Raw genomic sequence first — 18,070 nt, forward strand, 5'->3', positions numbered from 1 at the left:
TGGGCAAATACCTGCTGTAGGACTTGATGGAGGTACTGATGCAACGGATGATTTCGGTAGACCTGTAAATATCCTCCGGATACAACAAAATGGCTGAACTCCCGATTGACAGGCGGCATGGTATAAGACGCCAGTTCGGGCATCAGGCGGGCTGAGCTGTTGCTGGCAAACATGATCGCATTGGTTTCCAGCAACATCTGACACGCGACCCGTAGATTATAAGACTTCAACACCACATCCGGCTCGTACCCCATGCGCTGGTATTCAGACTCGACCGTACACAGTGGTTTGTACGACGCTGGAGCTGGCAATGAGACCAGTGGCAAACTCGCCACTGTTTCCCAGTCGTTGGTTTCGCTCAGAGTGGGGTGATTTTTCCGAGCCAGTATGACTCTTTTTTCACTGAACAACGGACGCATGTAAATGTCTTTTGCGATGTCAGTTTCCTGATCGAGGATGCAGTAGTCGTGAACCCCTTCCAGCATTTCATCCTGGCTGTAGGCTGTCCAGCTGGCGAAGGTAAACGTGGCCTGAGGAAATGCCTGATAGCAACAGGTCAGCAAGGTCTGGCCTTGCTCGTCCATCAAATACGGATCCACCACCAGCGAGATATGACCGGTATAACGCTCGGGATCAAACTCCTCAAATTCGAGCAGCACTTTTTCCAGTGGCGCCAGCATGTTGTCAAACTCAGCCGCCAGACGCACCGCCATCGGCGACGGCTCCACGCCGTGCGCTTTGCGCACAAACAACGGGTCATTGAACACCTGTTTGAGCTTCATCACTCCTCGACTGGCACTGGGCTGAGAAATACCCAGCTGCATCGCGGCCAGTTTAATGCTCTTGTTATCGACCACCGCTTTGAGTAAGCGCATCAGATCGAGATCCAAATTGTCCAACTGATGTGACATCACACTCCCTCACAATCCCGCAGCGGCTCAGACGCTGTCACCATCGGTAATTCGGTAACCAATATCCACCCGACACTGCTCAGGCCGTGTCCCTTTGAGCGCGGCAATCAGCAGTTCCGCACTTCGCTCACCAATCTCGTAACGCGGGGTATCCACACTGGTGAGCTTTGGCCGGATACTTTGGCCGATGTCCAGCGCGTTGTAGCCAACGACCGACAGTTGTGCCGGCACCTCCATCCCCCGCTGCTGCGCAGACAAAATGGTGCCGATGGCGATATCGTCGTTGGTGCAGAACACACCGTCTAGTTGCGGATACTGTTGCAGCGCCGTATCCAACAAGGTTTGCGCCAAAGAGAAGCTCGAATGGTCCCCCGTCAGTATGTGTTTTGGGGTCAGCCCGGCTTCCTGCATCGCTTGATCGTAGCCCTGCATCCGCAGTTTGGTCCGGGTATCCAGCCGGGCGCCAAAATACACGATGGTGCGCTTGCCGGCCGCCAGCATCTGTTTTACCGCCTGATAGGACGCGTCGACATGGTTCATTCCCACGGCCATATCAATCGGATGCTCCGGCAGCTCCATGGTTTCAACCACAGGCACACCGGCGCTCTGGATCATCTGCAAGGTGCGTTTGGTGTGGTGACTTTCGGTCAGAATAAGGCCGTCAACCTGATACGACAACAGCGACGCAATTTTGCGCTCCTCTTCGTCCTGATCGTAACTGAAGTGGGCAATCAGCGTTTCGTATCCGTTGGCGTTGGTCACCGATTCAATTCCCTGTACGAATGAGGCAAAAATCTGGTTAGACAAAGAAGGCAGTAAAATCCCAATGGCTTTACTGGATGACTTCGACAACATCGCCGGCGCGCGGTTCTCGATGTAGCCCATCTCTTCAATCACCCTGGCAATTTTTTCGCGGGTTTTCTCAGCCACCGATTCGGGATTACGCATATAGCGCGATACGGTCATTTTCGTGACGCCAACCTGATCGGCGACATCTTGCAGTGTGGTGCGGGTTTTCTTGTTTGCTTGCGCCATAAACGTGTGAATTATCAATAATGTTACATGTAACATTATGAACAATCCCCCTTAACGACACAACTCTCACGTTACCTTCAGGCAAATAAAAACCCGGCCTAAGCCGGGTTTTACTGACAAGGTGCCGCTCGTATTACGCTCTGCGCTGGGGTTTACTCAATAGCCCCAGCAACGGAAACATCGCCAGCACCACAAACATCATGAACCGAAAATCCTGCAGATACCCGAGAATAGCCGCCTGACGGGTGACTTCTGTGTTGACGCTGACCAAACCGATGTCCGAGTGAATGTTGTACATACCATGTTGCATCGCCTGTTGCAGGCCTGTATTAAACGGCGTGATGTACTCTGAAAATACCGCATGATTGATCTGCATCCGATGCGATAAGTAAGTGGTCACAATCGAAATACCGATACTGCTGCCGATGTTACGAATCAAGCTGAACAGCGCCGTACCTTCATTACGAAACGATGCCGGCAGCGTTGAGAACGTCAGCGTAGACAGCGGCACAAACGTCAACCCCAGCCCCAAGCCTTGTACAATCCCGGTCCGGATGATGTCCCATTTGGTCACATCGACCGAAAACAGTGTCATCTCCCACAACGACACGATCATCAGCAGCAAACCGATAGCAATCACGTAACGCAGGTCAACTTTATTGGCAATCCGGCCGACAATCATCATTCCTGCCATGGTGCCAAAACCGCGTGGGGTCAGCAAAATACCGACATCAATCACCGGATAATTCATCAATCCCTGCAAAAACGGCGGCAGCAGTGCCATGGTCGCCAGCAGGATCACCCCGAGCATAAAGCCAAATAACACCCCGACGCTGAAATTTCGGTCCCTGAACATTTGCGGTTCCAGGAACGGCTTACGAGCCGTAAACATATGAGCGATAAACAGATACATGGTTAAGCCGGCCAGCGCCGCCTCAAGCACTATCTCCATGCTCTCAAACCAGTTTTGCGACTCCCCCCGGTCAAGAAACATCTGCAGACTGCCGATCGCCAGACTGAGCAAAGCAAAACCGAACAGATCAAAACGACGCTTGGGATCCAACTCCGTCTCTTTGACGAAGGCTGAGATCCCCATCCAGGCCAGAATGCCAAACGGGATATTGATGTAAAACACCCAGCGCCAGTTGTAATATTCGGTCAGCCAGCCGCCCAGCGAGGGGCCGAGGATAGGCCCGACCATCACGCCGACGCCCCACATCGCCATCGCCGACCCGTGTTGTTCACGCGGGTACGTGTCCAACAGCACCGACTGAGACAGCGGCACCAGACTGGCCCCAAATATCCCCTGTAACAAACGGAACAGCACGATTTGTTCCAGTGACTGCGCCGCACCACACAACATCGACGCGACCGTAAAACCAATCACTGAGTAGCTAAACAGACGTTTGCGCCCGATTCGCGCGGCAACAAAACCGGTCAACGGCATCGCAATCGCGGCTGCCACGATGTAAGACGTCAGTACCCAGGAGATCTGATCCTGTGTTGCTCCCATCGCACCTCGCATATGGGGCAACGCTACATTGGCAATGGTGGTATCCAATGCCTGCATAATGGTGGCGAGCATCACCGACAGGGTGACAAATCCGCGTTTGGCTATATCGCCCTGTTCCACAGGAGCGCGTTCAGCAACAGCCATGTGCCCTCCTTATCAGAGCGAAAGCTCGCGATGATGCTGGGTGTCCACCGTCACCACCGCACTCAAACCAGCACGCAGCGTGGGTGCATCTTGAGCATCTTCAATCTGGATACGGACAGGAACCCGCTGAGTAATCTTAACCCAGTTACCGGTGGCATTCTGAGCCGGAATAACCGAAAACTCCGCTCCCGTGGCAGGGCTCAGACTGGCCACTTTGCCATGCCAAGTATAATCCGGTGCATAATCAACGTTGATTTCCACCTCCTGTCCCTGACGAATGTTCGTCAGCTCTTTTTCAGTAAAGTTGGCTTCGACCCAGAGGTGCGAATCGGCCACCAGAACCATTGCGATCGTGCCCGGAGAGGCGTACTCCCCTTTCTCTATCACTTTGCTCACCACCCCGTCGGCCGGCGCATACACATTCACATGCTTCAGATCGTTTTCTGCTTTCGCCAGATCGGCCTGCGCTTTCTTATAGTGTGGGTTGGTTTCGATCGGTGCCCGAATGTCGCCGCCGTAGCTGGCTTCTACCTGTTTGAGTTGTTTTTGTAAGGTGTTGACTTCCAGCTCCATCAACAGCGTTTTCTGATGCGCCGCATCGTACTGTGAGTCTGAGCTGTAACCGTTTTTCTTCAGGTTCGCCTGACGCTTTTCTTCACGTTTGGCGTACGCCAACTGACTGCGTGAGGTGTCAATGTTGGCCAACTTGCTGTCATATTCGGCTTTGGTGGTATTGAGGTCCACTGCCGTACTCTTCAGGTTTGCCTGTGCCTGGGCAACCGCTATCTCATAAGGTTCGGGATCAATCTGGAACAAGAGATCGCCGGCTTTCACTGGTTGATTTTCATCCACCGGCACATTGATGATCCGGCCGGACACTTCTGCGTTGATCAGCGTTTTGTCGGCTTTGACGTACGCGTTGTCGGTTTCCACATAGCGGCCACCATGCATGTAAATGCCCACTGACGCCGCAATGGCGATGGCTGGGACGACCAACAACAGCATCAGACGTTTTTTCTTGTGATTTTTGGGCGCAAGCTGACTGGCTTCGGGATTTGTTGTCACTGGTTGAGACATGTCATTTTCCTCACTTACTTCGCGAGATTGTGGTGAATTCGGTTGAGTGTGCGAATAAACTGGTTTTTCTCTTCTTCACTCAGGCCCTCGAGTGCATCCGCCCAGATGGTATTGCCAACCGAACTGATGATGGCCAGTTGCTCACTGGCGGCAGGCTTGAGGTACAACAAATGGGCGCGGCGGTCATTGGGGTTAGGACGCCGCTCGACTAGGCCCTCGCTGACCAGTTGGTCAATTACCCGCACGACACTCATGGGTTTGATCTCTAACAGATCCGCTAGTTCGACCTGTTTGATGCCTTCGTGACGTGAAATCAGGTTCAGCGCTTTCGCTTGTGAAAGCGTCATGGCCTGAATATTAGGGTCTTGATGAAAACGCTTGCGGATCAAGCGCCATACATCCGAAAGCAAATACCCCACATGAATCTGTCCCATGATCGCCACCTGTAATGAATAAGAAACGTGATTAACTTCACACCAAATAGTAAGCCTGACTTACTATATGTCAAGTTTACTTTTCTTCACAAAAAGGGGAAACGGCAGGTATCAATCTTAAGACGATGGATTTCATCACAAAAATTACGCAGCCGTGGCGGTATTACTGCCACGACTTATTCCGAATTTGTACAACAAAGCGACAAAAATAATGTTTTTGAATGCACTTATTCTCATATAATGCAGCGCACTTATTTTAATTATTTCTCAATGTCTGTGAGGCTTATATGGATAACCAGCCAGATTCGGATGCAAACCGCCGGCCGTTGGCCGTGCGCGATGTGGCCCTAACCCGACGAGTCGCCGTATGGCTCAGTCGCAAAAACATCACTCCGAATCAAATCTCTCTGATGAGCATCGTTTTTGCGCTGCTCGGTGCCGCCACTCTGGTGGCCTATGATAACGGACACCATGCGCTCTGGTTGCTCGCTGCCGCCGCATGCATCCAACTACGGCTATTGTGTAATCTGTTTGATGGCATGGTCGCGGTCGAAGGCGGGAAAAAAACGCCGGCTGGTGAACTGTTTAACGACGTGCCGGATCGGATCGCCGATCCTCTGTTTATTGTGGCTGCCGGGCTGGCCGCTCAGTCGGAGTTTGCCATGTCTTTGGCGTGGCTGGCCGCGTTACTCGCGGTGCTGACTGCTTACGTCCGGGTACTGGGTGTGAGTATGGGCTGCGACGCCGATTTCAGAGGCCCGATGGCCAAACAGCACCGTATGGCGCTGTTGACAATCACTTTGATGCTGCTGTTCGTTCATCACCAATTCGCACTTCTTCCAGCTTGGTTTGGCTATTTAATGGACGCAGCACTGACAGTAATGGTGGTGGGAGCGATTATCACCACCTGGCGCCGTCTAAGTGGCATCTTCCATGCGAAAGCCCATCAGGCCGCAGCACAGGAGACGAATACCCATGACTAAGATCCCATCTCATTCTCTGTATCTGATGATCGCTATCCTCGGTGTGCTGATCATCGGCACTCTGGTATATCTGTGGCTATCTCGCCGCCATCAAGACCGTGACTACCTCGAACTCAAGCTGCGTATCCGCTCTTGGTGGTGGATGATTGGTATCGTTTTTGTGGTGCTTTACCTGCCGCTGCACTACACCTTGTTCTTTGTCGGCTTTCTCAGTTTTATGGCCCTGAAGGAGTTCCTCTCGATTGTGCCTACCCGCATGACCGACCGACGGGTGATCTTCTGGGCGTACCTTGCCATTCCTTTCCAGTATTACTGGCTGGCGATTGGTTGGTATGGCATGTTCATCATTTTCATTCCTGTCTACGTCTTCTTATACCTGCCAATGGTGATGGTGCTGATTGGTGACACCAAAGGATTTATCCGTTCAGCTGGCATCATTCACTGGGCATTGATGCTGACGGTGTTCTGTATCAGCCACATGGCCTACCTGTTGGTGCTGCCAGATCTGAATCCGAATGCAGGCTCAATGGGCATGCTGCTATTTTTGCTGGTCTTCACTCAGTTCAATGACGTTTGTCAGTATGTATGGGGTAAATCTTTCGGCAAACATAAGATCGTGCCAAAAGTGAGCCCAAACAAGACCTGGGAAGGGTTTATCGGCGGTGCTGCCACCGTAATCACCGCGGCCTACTTTATCGCGCCCTACCTGACCCCGCTTAATTCTGTGCAAGGTTTGGTGGCCGGTGTGATTATCGCGTTCAGTGGTTTTATCGGTGATCTGGTGATTTCCTCAGTCAAGCGGGATCTGCAAATCAAGGACACCAGCCAGTTCATTCCTGGTCACGGTGGCATATTAGACAGGATTGACAGTCTGATGTTTACCGCACCGCTATTTTTCCATTACATTTACTATCTCTACTACTGAGGCGCGTATGGCAACGATTCCGAAAATGTTGTTTGTGCTGCTGATTGTCAAGCCACTGGTGTTTATCGGCCTCGGCCTGAATATCATTCAGCGCCAGAACCTGCCCACACACGGGCCGGTGATTGTGGCCGCGAACCACAACAGCCACTTGGACACCTTAGTGTTGCTGGCGTTATTTCCAATCAGCATGGTTCACAAGGTACGCCCGGTCGCAGCCGCCGATTACTTTCTGGCGAATAAACTGATCGCCTGGCTGTCATTAAACGTGATTGGCATCATTCCTATCCGCCGCTCTCCGACCCGGGAGCAGCGAGATGCCATATTCGACCAGTGCCACCAGGCGCTGCGTAACGGCGACATTCTGATCATTTTCCCGGAAGGCAGCCGCGGCGAGCCGGAAATCATGAGCGGCTTGAAAAAAGGCATCTATCACTTACTCAAACAGCACGAACAGTGCAGTGTCACACCAGTGGTGATGCGCGGTCTCGGCCGCTCACTGCCAAAAGGCACCGCAATGCTGGTCCCATTCAATTGTGACGTGGTCATCGGTGAACCGATCCGCCATTTTGAGGATGCCAGTCACTTCATTCAAACCATGCAGAGCTGCTATCAGCAACTGACTCAGCACTGCATTACTCAAACCGCCGATTTCATCGACTAAACAACCGGGAGTTCAGGCTCCCGGCCTTTCTCTGACCGTCGATCAGACACATTCTGACTATTCTTCGGCTTACAGCATACATATCCATACACAACCCGACAGACATTGATCCTTTCATTTTGTACAGTGTTCAAAACAAATCACCTGAACACAACAAAGGTAAATCTGATGAAAAAGCTAGCACTCCTAATTTCAGCAACGTTACTTGCTAGTCACGCCTACGCGGGTGACACCTATATTCGCAACGGTAACATTTACACACACGAAGGCAGTTGGGTAGTCGGCGCAGGCGCCGCATACAGCAACGACCTGTACAAGGGCCAGGACAAAAACTGGGCACCTATGTTGAACTTCGGTTATCACGGAGAAGATTTCAACGCTGACTTTGGCGGCGTGAACTACCGCTTTTTCGGGAACAATGACGATCTGCTGAACCTGAGCGCCTATTTGGGCACCAGCGGCCTGATGTACGAAGCCAAAGATGCCGACGTACTGAAAGGCATGTCAGACCGTAAACTCAGCCTGGACATGGGCCTGAACGCCGACGTTAAACTGGGCGATGGCACGGTCTCAACCTTCTATCAACATGATGTTTCGGGCCGTTATAAAGGCTTCCTGACTGGCGTAAAATACGCACACGTGATTGAACTGGGCTCTGTCGATTTCGTGCCATTTGCTGGTGTGACGTATCAGAGCAAAGATTACGTCGACTACTACTTTGGTGTTAGCGACAAAGAACAGACTGCAACCCGCAAAGCATACAAGGGCGATGGTACCTTCTCATATGGCGCTGGTTACCAGTTGGTAGTGCCAATCACCAAAAACCTTGAAGTCACACAGTCTGCCGCATACTCACGCCTGGGCTCTGAGATCTCTGACTCACCGTTGGTCGACAACAAAAACCAATGGGCGGTTGGTGCAATGGTGAACTACCACTTCTAAGCACTATCTAATCGCGTCGATTTCAACCTTCTCCCCAGACCAAGTCCTGCCTGATTGGGGAGAAGGTTTTTTTATACCTGACGCAAAGGTCAGCGTCAGCGCATTCCGCCATCGGACGTGCTAGGATAAAAGTCTCAACACGGAATGTGAGCAGATTATGGTACCCCGACTTTTCTGGCGCTGGTCTTCAGGCGCATTTGCCCTGAGCGCGATACTGCTAGCCGCTGGCTGCAGCCAAACACCAGCGACGTCTTCCAGCGAGCCCATCGCATCACCCAACCAGGTTGTGATCCGTCATGACGCCTTCGACTGGAACGTCGCAACGTTAGGAAAAAGCGTTGACGAGATTGTGGATACTTATAATCTCAACGCCCGGGCGCTTGCCCCCGGAATCGTCATTGTCCCGGACAAGCTCCAGAGGCAAAGCATGCAGGACTACCTGAAAACGCTTTCTCAAGAGGAAGCACAGGAAATCCAAGACTGGTTTGACAGCAATCCCCCCGCCGATGACAGTATTGCGGCGGCGGTCGGCGCTTATGAAGTGTCGGATCTTGCTTATATGTACGACCAAATGGGCGGAACGTTCCGGGTTTATCGTTACCACTATCCGGATCACTTCATGAGTCTGATGGTATCGAGCATTGAAAATACTGACGGCAAGGATCAGGTCTATAAACTGGCGCTAGATATTGACATCCCGGCATACCAAGCCCGTTATCAGGGCGACAGAGACGCCATCGCCGATATGGTGCTGGCAGAATGTTTATGGCTCAACGCCGTGATCCCGACACTGAACTTTGAACTGCTGCGCGATACCATTTCACAAGGCTTCCGCTCCATGAGTGAACAGCAGCCTTATGAAACTGTGTTGGAAGGTGTGCGGATAACCAAAACCGCCAGCCTGCGCCGGCACATGTTGTTTATCCTGGAGCCAGAAGGCAATCCCTGAAAGATAGCGCCAGCAGGATCTGGCGTTATGCGGCGGCGAGTTCTCGTTTCACCAGTTCTACAAATAAAGATGCGCCGGTTGGAATAATGGCGTCATTAAAGTCATAGCCAGGGTTGTGCACGCAGACGCCGCCTTTCTGGCCTTCTTCACCGTTGCCCAGGAACAAATAACAGCCCGGCACTTTTTGAAGCATAAAAGAGAAGTCTTCACTGCCCGAAAGCGGGACACAATGATCATCGACATTCTCTTCCCCCACCAAAGCCTTTGCCACATCAGCCGCCAGTTGCGTCGGCTGGGCATGATTGACCGTCGCCGGATAACTGCCCGGCAGAATCGTGAATGTGGCCTCAGCCCCATACACCGCAGCCGCGGTTTGTACGATATGACCGAGTTTTTCTACCGCCAGTTGACGCACACTGTCATCAAACGCCCGAATGCAGCCCTTTAAGCTGGCGGTATCCGGAATCACATTGTGTGTCCCTGACCCAGCGTGTACATCCGTGAACGACACCACAGCTGCGTCGAGCGGCGATATATTTCGTCCTACAATCGACTGTGCGCTCAGAATGATGTTACTCAGCGCCAACGTGGAGTCAACCGAGAACTGAGGCATCGCCGCATGACCGCCTTTGCCACGAATCTCGATCACAAAGCGATCCGAACTGGCCATCATCGGCCCTTCACGCAGCCAGACGTGCCCGGCAGGAATGCCCGGCATGTTGTGCATGCCATACACACGATCACATGGAAAACGCTCAAACAGACCGTCTTTGATCATGGCGTCAGCGCCGGCTTGTCCCTCTTCTGCCGGCTGAAAAATAAAGTGTACGGTGCCACTGAAATCACGATGCTGGGACAGATACCAGGCCGCGGCCAGCAACATGGTGGTGTGCCCATCATGACCACAACCATGCATCTTGCCCGGATGCCGAGATGCGTGGCCGAAGTGATTCATTTCTTGCATTGGCAGCGCGTCCATATCCGCGCGCAGGCCGATTGCCCGAGCTGATGGCGTACACCCTTTTAAGACACCGACCACACCTGTTTTGGCGATCCCGGTGTGTACTTCATCCAATCCCCACTCACGTAACTTCGCCGCCACCAGCGCTGCTGTGCGCTGTTCCTCAAAACCCAGTTCTGGATGTTGGTGAATATCCTGGCGCCATTGAGTGAATATCTCATTTTGGTTTTTCAGCAGTTCAATCATCACTTTTCCTCACACTTGAGTGTCAACCCATATCAAATTGTTATTCTTAAACCGAGTTGTTCGGGTGACTTCGCTTTCTTTTAATGTATATACTTTTCTCTGAAAGTTACGAATGACTTACCGCTATCAATGGATAACAAAATGTTATGGCTTACCGTGGATTTACCGACTCTCAGATAGAGGCCTTCATGTGGACCATGAAAACAGCCAGCGCGACCGAGGCGGCTGAAAAAATGCTGATATCTCAGCCGGCCATCAGCCGCTTGCTCAAGCAACTGGAAGACCGGCTCGGGTTTGCGCTGTTTGAACGTCAGCATAATCGGCTGCTGCCGACCCGTCGGGGCACGCTGTTCTATCATGAGGTCGACAAGGTGTATCTTGGTCTTGCTCATCTGCGAGTGTTTGCCGAAAAGCTCAAAGATCAACATGTTTCAGGTCAGTTAAGGATAGTCAGTATGCCGTCACTTGCCATCAGCCTGCTGCCAGCACTGGCGATGGAGTTGGAACGAAGCTACCCGGATCTTGAGCTGGCGCTGTATTCTTATCGCTCTTCACAAATCCCGGACGACATGATCGCTGGTCGATTTGATTTCGCGATCACGACCGACATGCGCCGCGATCCACGTTATCAGAGTCGCCACTATGCTCTGCCCTGCGTGTGCGCGCTGCCTGCCTCACACCCACTGACACAGCTAGACGTGATTGACTACCAGGATTTGAATGGTGAAGTTCTCATCTACGGCGAACCTCACGATCCGATTCGCCAGAAGATGCAGTTGACGTTAGACGAACTCAACGTTCATCCACGTAAAGTGTGGACAGTCTCGTTGCAGGATATGGCCGTAAGGCTGGTCAAAAGCGGTACCGGAATTGCGGTCGGCAGCTGTTTATCGGCGCTGGACGCTAATGAGGCGGAGATTGCCATCCGCCCGCTACGCCATCCGGTGACGTATGAGATGCAGATTTTGTTGCCACTCGACAAAGACATCGACCCGGCCGTCACGGCGATCAACACCCGGTTAATCGCGCTGCTGGAACAAAAAATTGAACTGAGTCAGCAACAGTTCTACCCGCGATAAAAAGCAAAACACTCGAGACCGTTAGTTAAATTTCAGATTCGACACCGCAGCCTGTTTCAGGCGCGTCAATGATCCGTTGCGGCTGGTGACATCGCCGCGAAGAAAAAACGACTGTTGCCCTTGCTGTACTTCCACTCCCACTCGTTGTGGCTCATCGATTATGGTGTAACGCGTTTTGCCAAGCTGAAAACTCAATGCCTGTGGTCGGTAAACGAAACTGGCTGACTGCTCCAAAAATATTGGCCCGTGGTCTTGTTTATGTTCATCACTCTGCCAGTCCAGTAAGCGGTTGGCTGCCAACTCAGCGCTGAATTCCACCCGTTGAGTGTTAGCATTGATCAACGCGTAATCAACTCTTTCATCGCTGATGTACACCGCCACTTGCTTCTCCGGGCTTTTCTGCAAACGAAAAGTCAACACCGTCTGAGGCGCATCGTCCGGTGGTGCGAAGTCGTCCATCAGATAAAAAAGCGCCGTGGATGGGTTCTTTCCATCGCTATAGGTCGTGCGTGTGTAACGAGCGAACGTCATACCCACGGGTACCACGACCGTTGATTCGGCCAGAACAGGCGCCTGCGTTTCCGCTCGATAGACATCAAATTTATGCCAGCAACAACCACTCTTGGTCATGGTGAACAAGGCTTTCTGCTGAGCATCAACCTCAAACATTCCGCAATATTGCGAAGCAAGAGCGCTGTATGCTTCGTTGTAGGAAAATGAACCGTCTTCACGGGCCAGATAAATCGAGTACGAAGGCCCGCCATAACAAGAATACCAACCTTGTTGCAGCGCGAAGTCTTTGCGTCCGTCCAGGTTCAGATCCTGATAGATCAAGGCACTTTGTTCACCGTAGGGGATCTGCAGGACATTGGTGTGTAAGGGCGTACTGAGATCCGATGGCAAGGCCAGTTGGTCAACCGAGTGCGTGATCACAGCCTGACCATCTTGATTGAAGACAGTAATCACACCAATATTTTCTGAGGTGAGATCCCGTTCAGACCGGCTTGCAACATCGAGTGTCAACTGAGCGGAATAGTCCGGAGAAAAGGTTTCAAACGCGTACGTGCTCGCGGCCATCGCCGCAGACATACCCGACATCCAGACAGAAACACATACAGCCAAACAGGATTTCCAGGAGAACATAAAACACCACACAAAAAAACAATCACAAGGGATGAAGGCAACATTTCTACACACAAAAAAGGCCAACATAATGTTGGCCTTTTTACTGACGCTAAGCGCAAATTACGCTTCGCGTGGAGCACGCCAGTCGTCGTTACCTGCAGTACCACAGTTTTCGTGAGTTACTTCGATTGCACGGTAAGTGAACTTCAGAACTTCTTCAGTCACACGGTCTGCAGTTGCAGCGTCTTGACAGTGGTTCATGCGAGTCTGGATGTCTACCAGCAGAGCATCAATCAGTTTGATCGTGTAGTAGTGCTCTTGCTTACCTTGTACAGAAGTACGGTAGAAACGGATCTGACACTCAGGCAGTTTCTCACCAGAAACCAGCGCGTTGAACAGTAGTGGAGAACAACGGTCTTGAACTTTAGTTACCACAACTGGTTTGTGAACACGCTGACCAGTTGGCTGACCGCTTTGTGGGTCACGTGGAATAGTCAGAACGTGATCCAGTTCTTGAACCAGGAACTCGTCAACGTGCGCTTCTTGCCAAGTGTTACCGACAGAATCTGCAGAGAAAGTATCTTTAGTAATGTGACCTTGAGTTTCGCCGTTGATAGTCATATAAGCTGGAGTTGGCATAGCAATTTCCTTGTGTTCTCTAGTATTGGATTGGGCTCGTTATGAGCTGCATACCATAGGTATATCAAGTACCATGCCAACTTTTTAAGTTGTTAAATTTCAATAATTTAAAGTAAAACAGGAAAAATAACCAACAAACATGACAACAATTTCTTGGTGGATTTACCAAAGTCTTGAACGAATCGACCAACTTTTTGTTTGTGGATGAATCATGGCAGTTTCTTTGATAGCCAGGACACACCCTCAGTCAGCATTGCTGGCGAATTGCGCCAATGAGCGCCGTTACGCCCGCTTCCACTTTGCTTCTCGGACAGCCGAGATTCAGGCGCACAAACCCTGCTCCACTCTGGCCGTAAACACTGCCCTGCATGATGGCAACGTTAAAGTCTTTAATTAAACACTGATTCAACTGATTCATGTCCAAATCCAATGACGACAAATCAATCCAGGCCAGATAGGTGGCCTGCGGTACTTGGTAGGCGACCGAAGGAAACGCGTCATTAAGCACCATGCTGACGTACTGATGGTTTGCGTGAACGTACTCACTTAATGCGTCTAACCAAGGTGCGCCATGTTGATACGCCGCCATGGTCGCGAGCACCCCCAGTATCGCGGGCGAAGACAAACCATCGACCTGTTTGAGGGTATACAAATAGCGGTCGCGGCTTTGCTGATCGGCAATGAACCCGTACGCGCCCGTTAAGGCCGGAATGTTGAATGACTTACTGGCCGATGTGATCAATGCCCACGGCGACGTCATACCAAATCCTTGAAAAGGCGTGTGCGCTGCAAAGCTGACGTCCATGTGGATTTCATCGGAAATTACCGCCACCTGATGTTTCTCACACAGCAGCGCAAGCCTGGTTAACTCGTCACGCCGCCACACCCGCCCAGTCGGGTTGTGAGGACTGCACAATAAAAAAACACGGCTATGAGGCTGAGATAGCTGCGCTTCGAGATCCGCCCAATCGATCTCATACCCGTTTGCGCCTTTTCGCAAGCGACTCGGGACGCAACTTCGGCCTAGGCCTTCGATCATACGTTCAAACGCATCGTAAGCCGGTGAGTGAAACACCACCCCATCACCGGGTTGGCTCCAAAGACTGATCAGCTTAGAGATCATGTAGATAACCGATGGACCATAGACGATCATCTCCGGTTCCATGGTTGCGTCGAAACGCTGGTGAAACCAATGGATGATGGACGACTTAAAGTCGTCGTGGTTCCAGCGACTGTAGCCCAGTACCGGGTGATCAAGACGCTGTTTCAGTGCGGCGAGCACCGCCGGTGGCGACGCGAAATCCATGTCTGAAATCGTAAACGGCAGCAGCCCGGGCGTTCCAAAACGATCCTGCACATAGTCCCACTGAGTGCAGTACGTGCCCGTGCGGTCAATCGGTGTATCGAAATCAAAGTGTTGCATCGTTATGCCTCCTGAAGTAAACCTCCCTCAACCAGAGACGCAGGTCTGGCCGAGGGAGAACGAGTCTAGCCTCAACTGGCAGAAATGAGGGCCTGCATTTCATTTTTCACCAGGTGAACCTGAGTCCCGATCACCACCTGCAAATTGTGCTGGTCCAGTTTCACTACCCCCAGCGCACCATGGGCTTTGAGTTTGGCATCGTCCACCAGAGACATGTCTTTCACCGACAAGCGTAAACGGGTAATGCAGTTGTCCAGCGCACTGATGTTGTCTTTGCCACCCAGCGCGGCCAATACCGCAGCCCCTTTGCCTGATTCATTGATGAAAGTGGCTTCCAGCGCTTTATCCACTTCAGCCGTATCGACATCACGTCCGGGTGTTTTCAGGTTGAACTTGAGAATCGCGAAGCGGAACACCGAGTAGTACACCACAAACCAAATCGCAGCCACGACCGGCACTAGGTACCATTTCGTCGCAGTGCCCTGCAAGACGCCAAAGACCAGAAAATCAATTATGTTGCCGTCGGTGTTACCAATGGTCACGTCGAGCAAGCCCATCACCATAAAGCCCAGCCCGGTCAGAATGGCGTGGATCACATACAGCACCGGCGCCACAAACAAGAACAGAAATTCCAGAGGTTCGGTGATACCCCCCACCACACACGCCACCACGCCAGAAATCAACAGTGCCTTGATTTTATGACGGCTTTCCGGTTTCGCGCAGTGATACATTGCCAGAGCTGCACCAGGCAGACCGCCCAGGAACGTTGGCATCTTGCCCTGAGAAAGAAATGCTGTCACTTCCGGCGTAAAGCCCTGAGTGGTAGGACAGGACAGCTCAGCATAGAAAATATTTAATGCACCGGATACCGTGTGTCCACACACGTCCATGGTTCCCCCCGCTTCGGTAAAGCGGATCAGTGCCACCAGAATGTGGTGCAAGCCGATCGGCAGCAACAAACGTTCACCGGTCCCAAACAACATCGGGCCGAAGGCACCCGCCCCTTCTATTGCGTAACCGACCGCGTTGATACCCTGAGCGAAATATGGCCAGATAAACGGGATCACGACGCCGACCACTCCCAGCACGATCGCAGAGATGATCGGAACAAAGCGCGCGCCGCCAAAAAACGCCAGCGCGTCTGGCATTTTAAAGGTATAAAAACGCTGGTGCAGACGGGCGACGATCACCCCGACGATCACCGCACCCAAGATCCCGGTATCGATCGATTCAATACCGATTATGCTTTTCACGCCATACGCTTTGCGTTCCAGATCATCACTGAGCACACCGGCAACGGTCAGAAAGAAGTTGATTGCCAGGTTAAATGCCGCATAACCGACAAAACCGGCAAACGCCGCCACCCCTTTTTCTTCGCGGGCAAGGCCAAGCGGGATCGCGATGGCAAACATCACTGGTAAATAGATGAATGCCACCAGACCAATTTTGGTCATCCACATAAATAGGTATTGCAGCAGGGTATTGTCCAGTAATGGGATGGCTTCACGGATGGCGGCACTCGACAACGAACTGCCAATACCAAGCAATATCCCTGAAAACGCCAGCAGCGCAACGGGCAGCATGAACGTCTTACCTAAACTCTGTAAGAATTCCCACATGGTGGTTTTATTGGTGTTACCTGACATAACAACTCTCCGCGAGATGAAAACGTAGGGCATACGTCGCGTCTGTTTACTGAGCCTGAGCGGCGTATGAGGCTATTTTTTATGCGTTGAGTCTACGCCGCTAAAATTTTTGATAAAACGTTTTACCAAATAATTTGTGATCGGCTTATATAGATTTCGATTACTTTGTGATCACCCTTTTATAATCAGGGCAATAAAGGTATGTTTGCCTGATAAAACGTTTCTCCTCCTCCAGATAAGTGAACCTATGTCGACCAAAAAAGTGACCATTACCGAAGTAGCGAAACACGCCGGTGTATCGGTCACGACTGTCTCTATGGTGCTGAGTAATAAAGGCCGCATTTCTGTGGATACGGCCGAGAAAGTCAATCAGGCGGTGGAAGCACTGGGCTACATCCGCAACCGAGCCGCTGCGAATTTGCGCTCAAACAGCAGCGAGATCATCGGTCTGATACTGAAAGACATCAGTGATCCATATTATGCGGAGGTGGCCGCCGGTTTGAGTGAAGAGATCGAAAAACAAGGCTACATGCTGTTTCTGGCGCAAAGTGGCAGCAGTCAGGACAAGTTCGACCAATGTCTGCTGACCATGGCCCGTCAGGGCGTGGGCGGTATCGCGTTTTGTCCCATTGGTGAAAATCAACAGTTCGATATCGAAAGCATCAAATCGCATGCGTTGCCCATGGTCTGCATTGCACGAGCCTCCGTCGACAAGCAGATAGACTACGTCGGCCCGGACAATACTTATTCTGCCAAACTAGCGACGGAGCACTTGATCAAGCAGGGACATCGCCGCATTGCCTACATTGGTGGCAAGAGCAGCTCGCTGTGTCGCGCCGAACGCATCGGCGGTTACTGCAGCACTCTGATGCAATTTGGCCTGCCGTTCAAACCCGAGTGGGTCGTTGAATGTGACAAAAGCCAAGCAGCAGCCGCGCAAACCGTTCAACAGTTGTTGTCAGAACACCCTCAGGTGACGGCCTTGCTCTGCCATCACTCTTCAACCGCACTGGGTGCCGTGTATGGCGTTAATCGCGCTGGTCGCCGGGTGGGTAAAGATCAATTCATTGGCGAACAGGTATCAATTATCGGCTTTGATGACGTTGAAGAAGCCAGTCTGACCGAGCCGCCCCTCACGTTCATCCATTCCGACGCGCGAGAAATGGGTCGCCAGGCGGCTAAACGTCTGATCGACCAACTGCACACGCCAAGCGATCAGGCATATAGCCTGATCCTCCCCCCGCAACTGATTATTCGTGAATCGGCCTGATTGCCGCCCAATAGGCCGAAATAATCAGGTTGCCAGCGCCTGCTTCCATTCCCTGTCAGGCAAAGTGAATAAATACCGCATAAACATGCAACACCAAATCGTTGTCC

17 protein-coding genes are annotated in these 18,070 nt (G+C 51.8%); 7 read left to right on the top strand and 10 right to left on the bottom strand.

Features of this window, described 5'->3' with window-relative positions; translation table 11 throughout:
• The 5 genes from CAG65_RS07595 to CAG65_RS07615 all read right to left on the bottom strand — a co-directional run.
• Positions 1-911, bottom strand: a 911-nt coding sequence (locus tag CAG65_RS07595) for a LysR family transcriptional regulator (RefSeq protein WP_161453190.1), incomplete at its 3' end; no start/stop codon positions are given.
• 27 nt (positions 912-938) lie between these two features.
• The gene (locus CAG65_RS07600; RefSeq protein ID WP_040902829.1) at positions 939-1,946 is read right to left on the bottom strand and encodes a substrate-binding domain-containing protein; all 1,008 of its coding nucleotides are present in this window, start codon (positions 1,944-1,946) and stop codon (positions 939-941) included.
• A gap of 133 nt (positions 1,947-2,079) precedes the next feature.
• Entirely contained in the window at positions 2,080-3,603 is a 1,524-nt protein-coding gene (locus tag CAG65_RS07605; protein ID WP_161453192.1) for a DHA2 family efflux MFS transporter permease subunit, read from the bottom strand.
• 12 nt (positions 3,604-3,615) lie between these two features.
• Positions 3,616-4,680 (bottom strand): HlyD family secretion protein, encoded by a 1,065-nt coding sequence (locus tag CAG65_RS07610; RefSeq protein ID WP_021706034.1) that lies wholly within the window; start codon positions 4,678-4,680, stop codon positions 3,616-3,618.
• 14 nt (positions 4,681-4,694) lie between these two features.
• Positions 4,695-5,114: a MarR family winged helix-turn-helix transcriptional regulator gene (locus CAG65_RS07615; RefSeq protein WP_021706033.1), complete on the bottom strand. Its 420-nt coding sequence runs from the start codon at positions 5,112-5,114 to the stop codon at positions 4,695-4,697.
• A gap of 287 nt (positions 5,115-5,401) precedes the next feature.
• On the opposite strand from CAG65_RS07615, the gene CAG65_RS07620 reads away from it, so the two are divergent.
• The 5 genes from CAG65_RS07620 (at position 5,402) to CAG65_RS07640 (ending at position 9,574) form a co-directional block, all read left to right on the top strand.
• Positions 5,402-6,097 (top strand): CDP-alcohol phosphatidyltransferase family protein, encoded by a 696-nt coding sequence (locus CAG65_RS07620; RefSeq protein ID WP_161453194.1) that lies wholly within the window; start codon positions 5,402-5,404, stop codon positions 6,095-6,097.
• On the top strand, positions 6,090-7,022 hold the full coding sequence (locus tag CAG65_RS07625) for a phosphatidate cytidylyltransferase (protein ID WP_161453196.1): 933 nt from the start codon (positions 6,090-6,092) through the stop codon (positions 7,020-7,022). The genes CAG65_RS07620 and CAG65_RS07625 overlap by 8 nt, the downstream gene beginning before the upstream one ends.
• A 7-nt stretch (positions 7,023-7,029) precedes the next feature.
• Positions 7,030-7,683, top strand: coding sequence for a lysophospholipid acyltransferase family protein (locus CAG65_RS07630; protein ID WP_161453198.1), 654 nt, complete (start codon positions 7,030-7,032; stop codon positions 7,681-7,683).
• A gap of 168 nt (positions 7,684-7,851) precedes the next feature.
• Entirely contained in the window at positions 7,852-8,625 is a 774-nt protein-coding gene (ompV, locus tag CAG65_RS07635) for an outer membrane protein OmpV (protein WP_161453200.1), read from the top strand.
• A 157-nt stretch (positions 8,626-8,782) separates the two neighbouring features.
• On the top strand, positions 8,783-9,574 hold the full coding sequence (locus CAG65_RS07640) for a hypothetical protein (RefSeq protein ID WP_161453202.1): 792 nt from the start codon (positions 8,783-8,785) through the stop codon (positions 9,572-9,574).
• A gap of 25 nt (positions 9,575-9,599) precedes the next feature.
• Here the strand turns inward: CAG65_RS07640 and CAG65_RS07645 are convergent, their stop codons facing one another.
• Complete coding sequence (locus tag CAG65_RS07645; protein WP_161453204.1) at positions 9,600-10,781, bottom strand: M20 aminoacylase family protein; 1,182 nt, start codon at positions 10,779-10,781, stop codon at positions 9,600-9,602.
• Positions 10,782-10,927: 146 nt separating this feature from the next.
• On the opposite strand from CAG65_RS07645, the gene CAG65_RS07650 reads away from it, so the two are divergent.
• A complete protein-coding gene (locus CAG65_RS07650; protein WP_161453207.1) occupies positions 10,928-11,860 on the top strand; it encodes a LysR substrate-binding domain-containing protein in 933 nt (310 codons plus the stop codon).
• A 21-nt stretch (positions 11,861-11,881) separates the two neighbouring features.
• On the opposite strand, the gene CAG65_RS07655 is transcribed toward CAG65_RS07650, so the two are convergent.
• The 4 genes from CAG65_RS07655 to malX form a co-directional block, all read right to left on the bottom strand.
• The gene (locus CAG65_RS07655) at positions 11,882-12,982 is read right to left on the bottom strand and encodes an XAC2610-related protein (RefSeq protein WP_161453209.1); all 1,101 of its coding nucleotides are present in this window, start codon (positions 12,980-12,982) and stop codon (positions 11,882-11,884) included.
• Positions 12,983-13,105: 123 nt separating this feature from the next.
• Positions 13,106-13,624 (bottom strand): Hcp family type VI secretion system effector, encoded by a 519-nt coding sequence (locus tag CAG65_RS07660; RefSeq protein WP_021706024.1) that lies wholly within the window; start codon positions 13,622-13,624, stop codon positions 13,106-13,108.
• A 247-nt stretch (positions 13,625-13,871) separates the two neighbouring features.
• Positions 13,872-15,047 (bottom strand): MalY/PatB family protein, encoded by a 1,176-nt coding sequence (locus tag CAG65_RS07665; protein WP_161453211.1) that lies wholly within the window; start codon positions 15,045-15,047, stop codon positions 13,872-13,874.
• Between the two features lie 71 nt (positions 15,048-15,118).
• Entirely contained in the window at positions 15,119-16,693 is a 1,575-nt protein-coding gene (gene malX, locus CAG65_RS07670; RefSeq protein ID WP_021706022.1) for a maltose/glucose-specific PTS transporter subunit IIBC, read from the bottom strand.
• 247 nt (positions 16,694-16,940) lie between these two features.
• Between malX and malI the strand changes: the two genes are divergently transcribed.
• The gene (malI, locus tag CAG65_RS07675) at positions 16,941-17,963 is read left to right on the top strand and encodes a Mal regulon transcriptional regulator MalI (RefSeq protein ID WP_161453213.1); all 1,023 of its coding nucleotides are present in this window, start codon (positions 16,941-16,943) and stop codon (positions 17,961-17,963) included.
• Positions 17,964-18,070 lie beyond the last annotated feature (107 nt).

Origin of the sequence: Vibrio sp. V39_P1S14PM300 (genome assembly GCF_009904765.1) — a bacterium.
GTDB lineage: Bacteria > Pseudomonadota > Gammaproteobacteria > Enterobacterales > Vibrionaceae > Vibrio > Vibrio proteolyticus.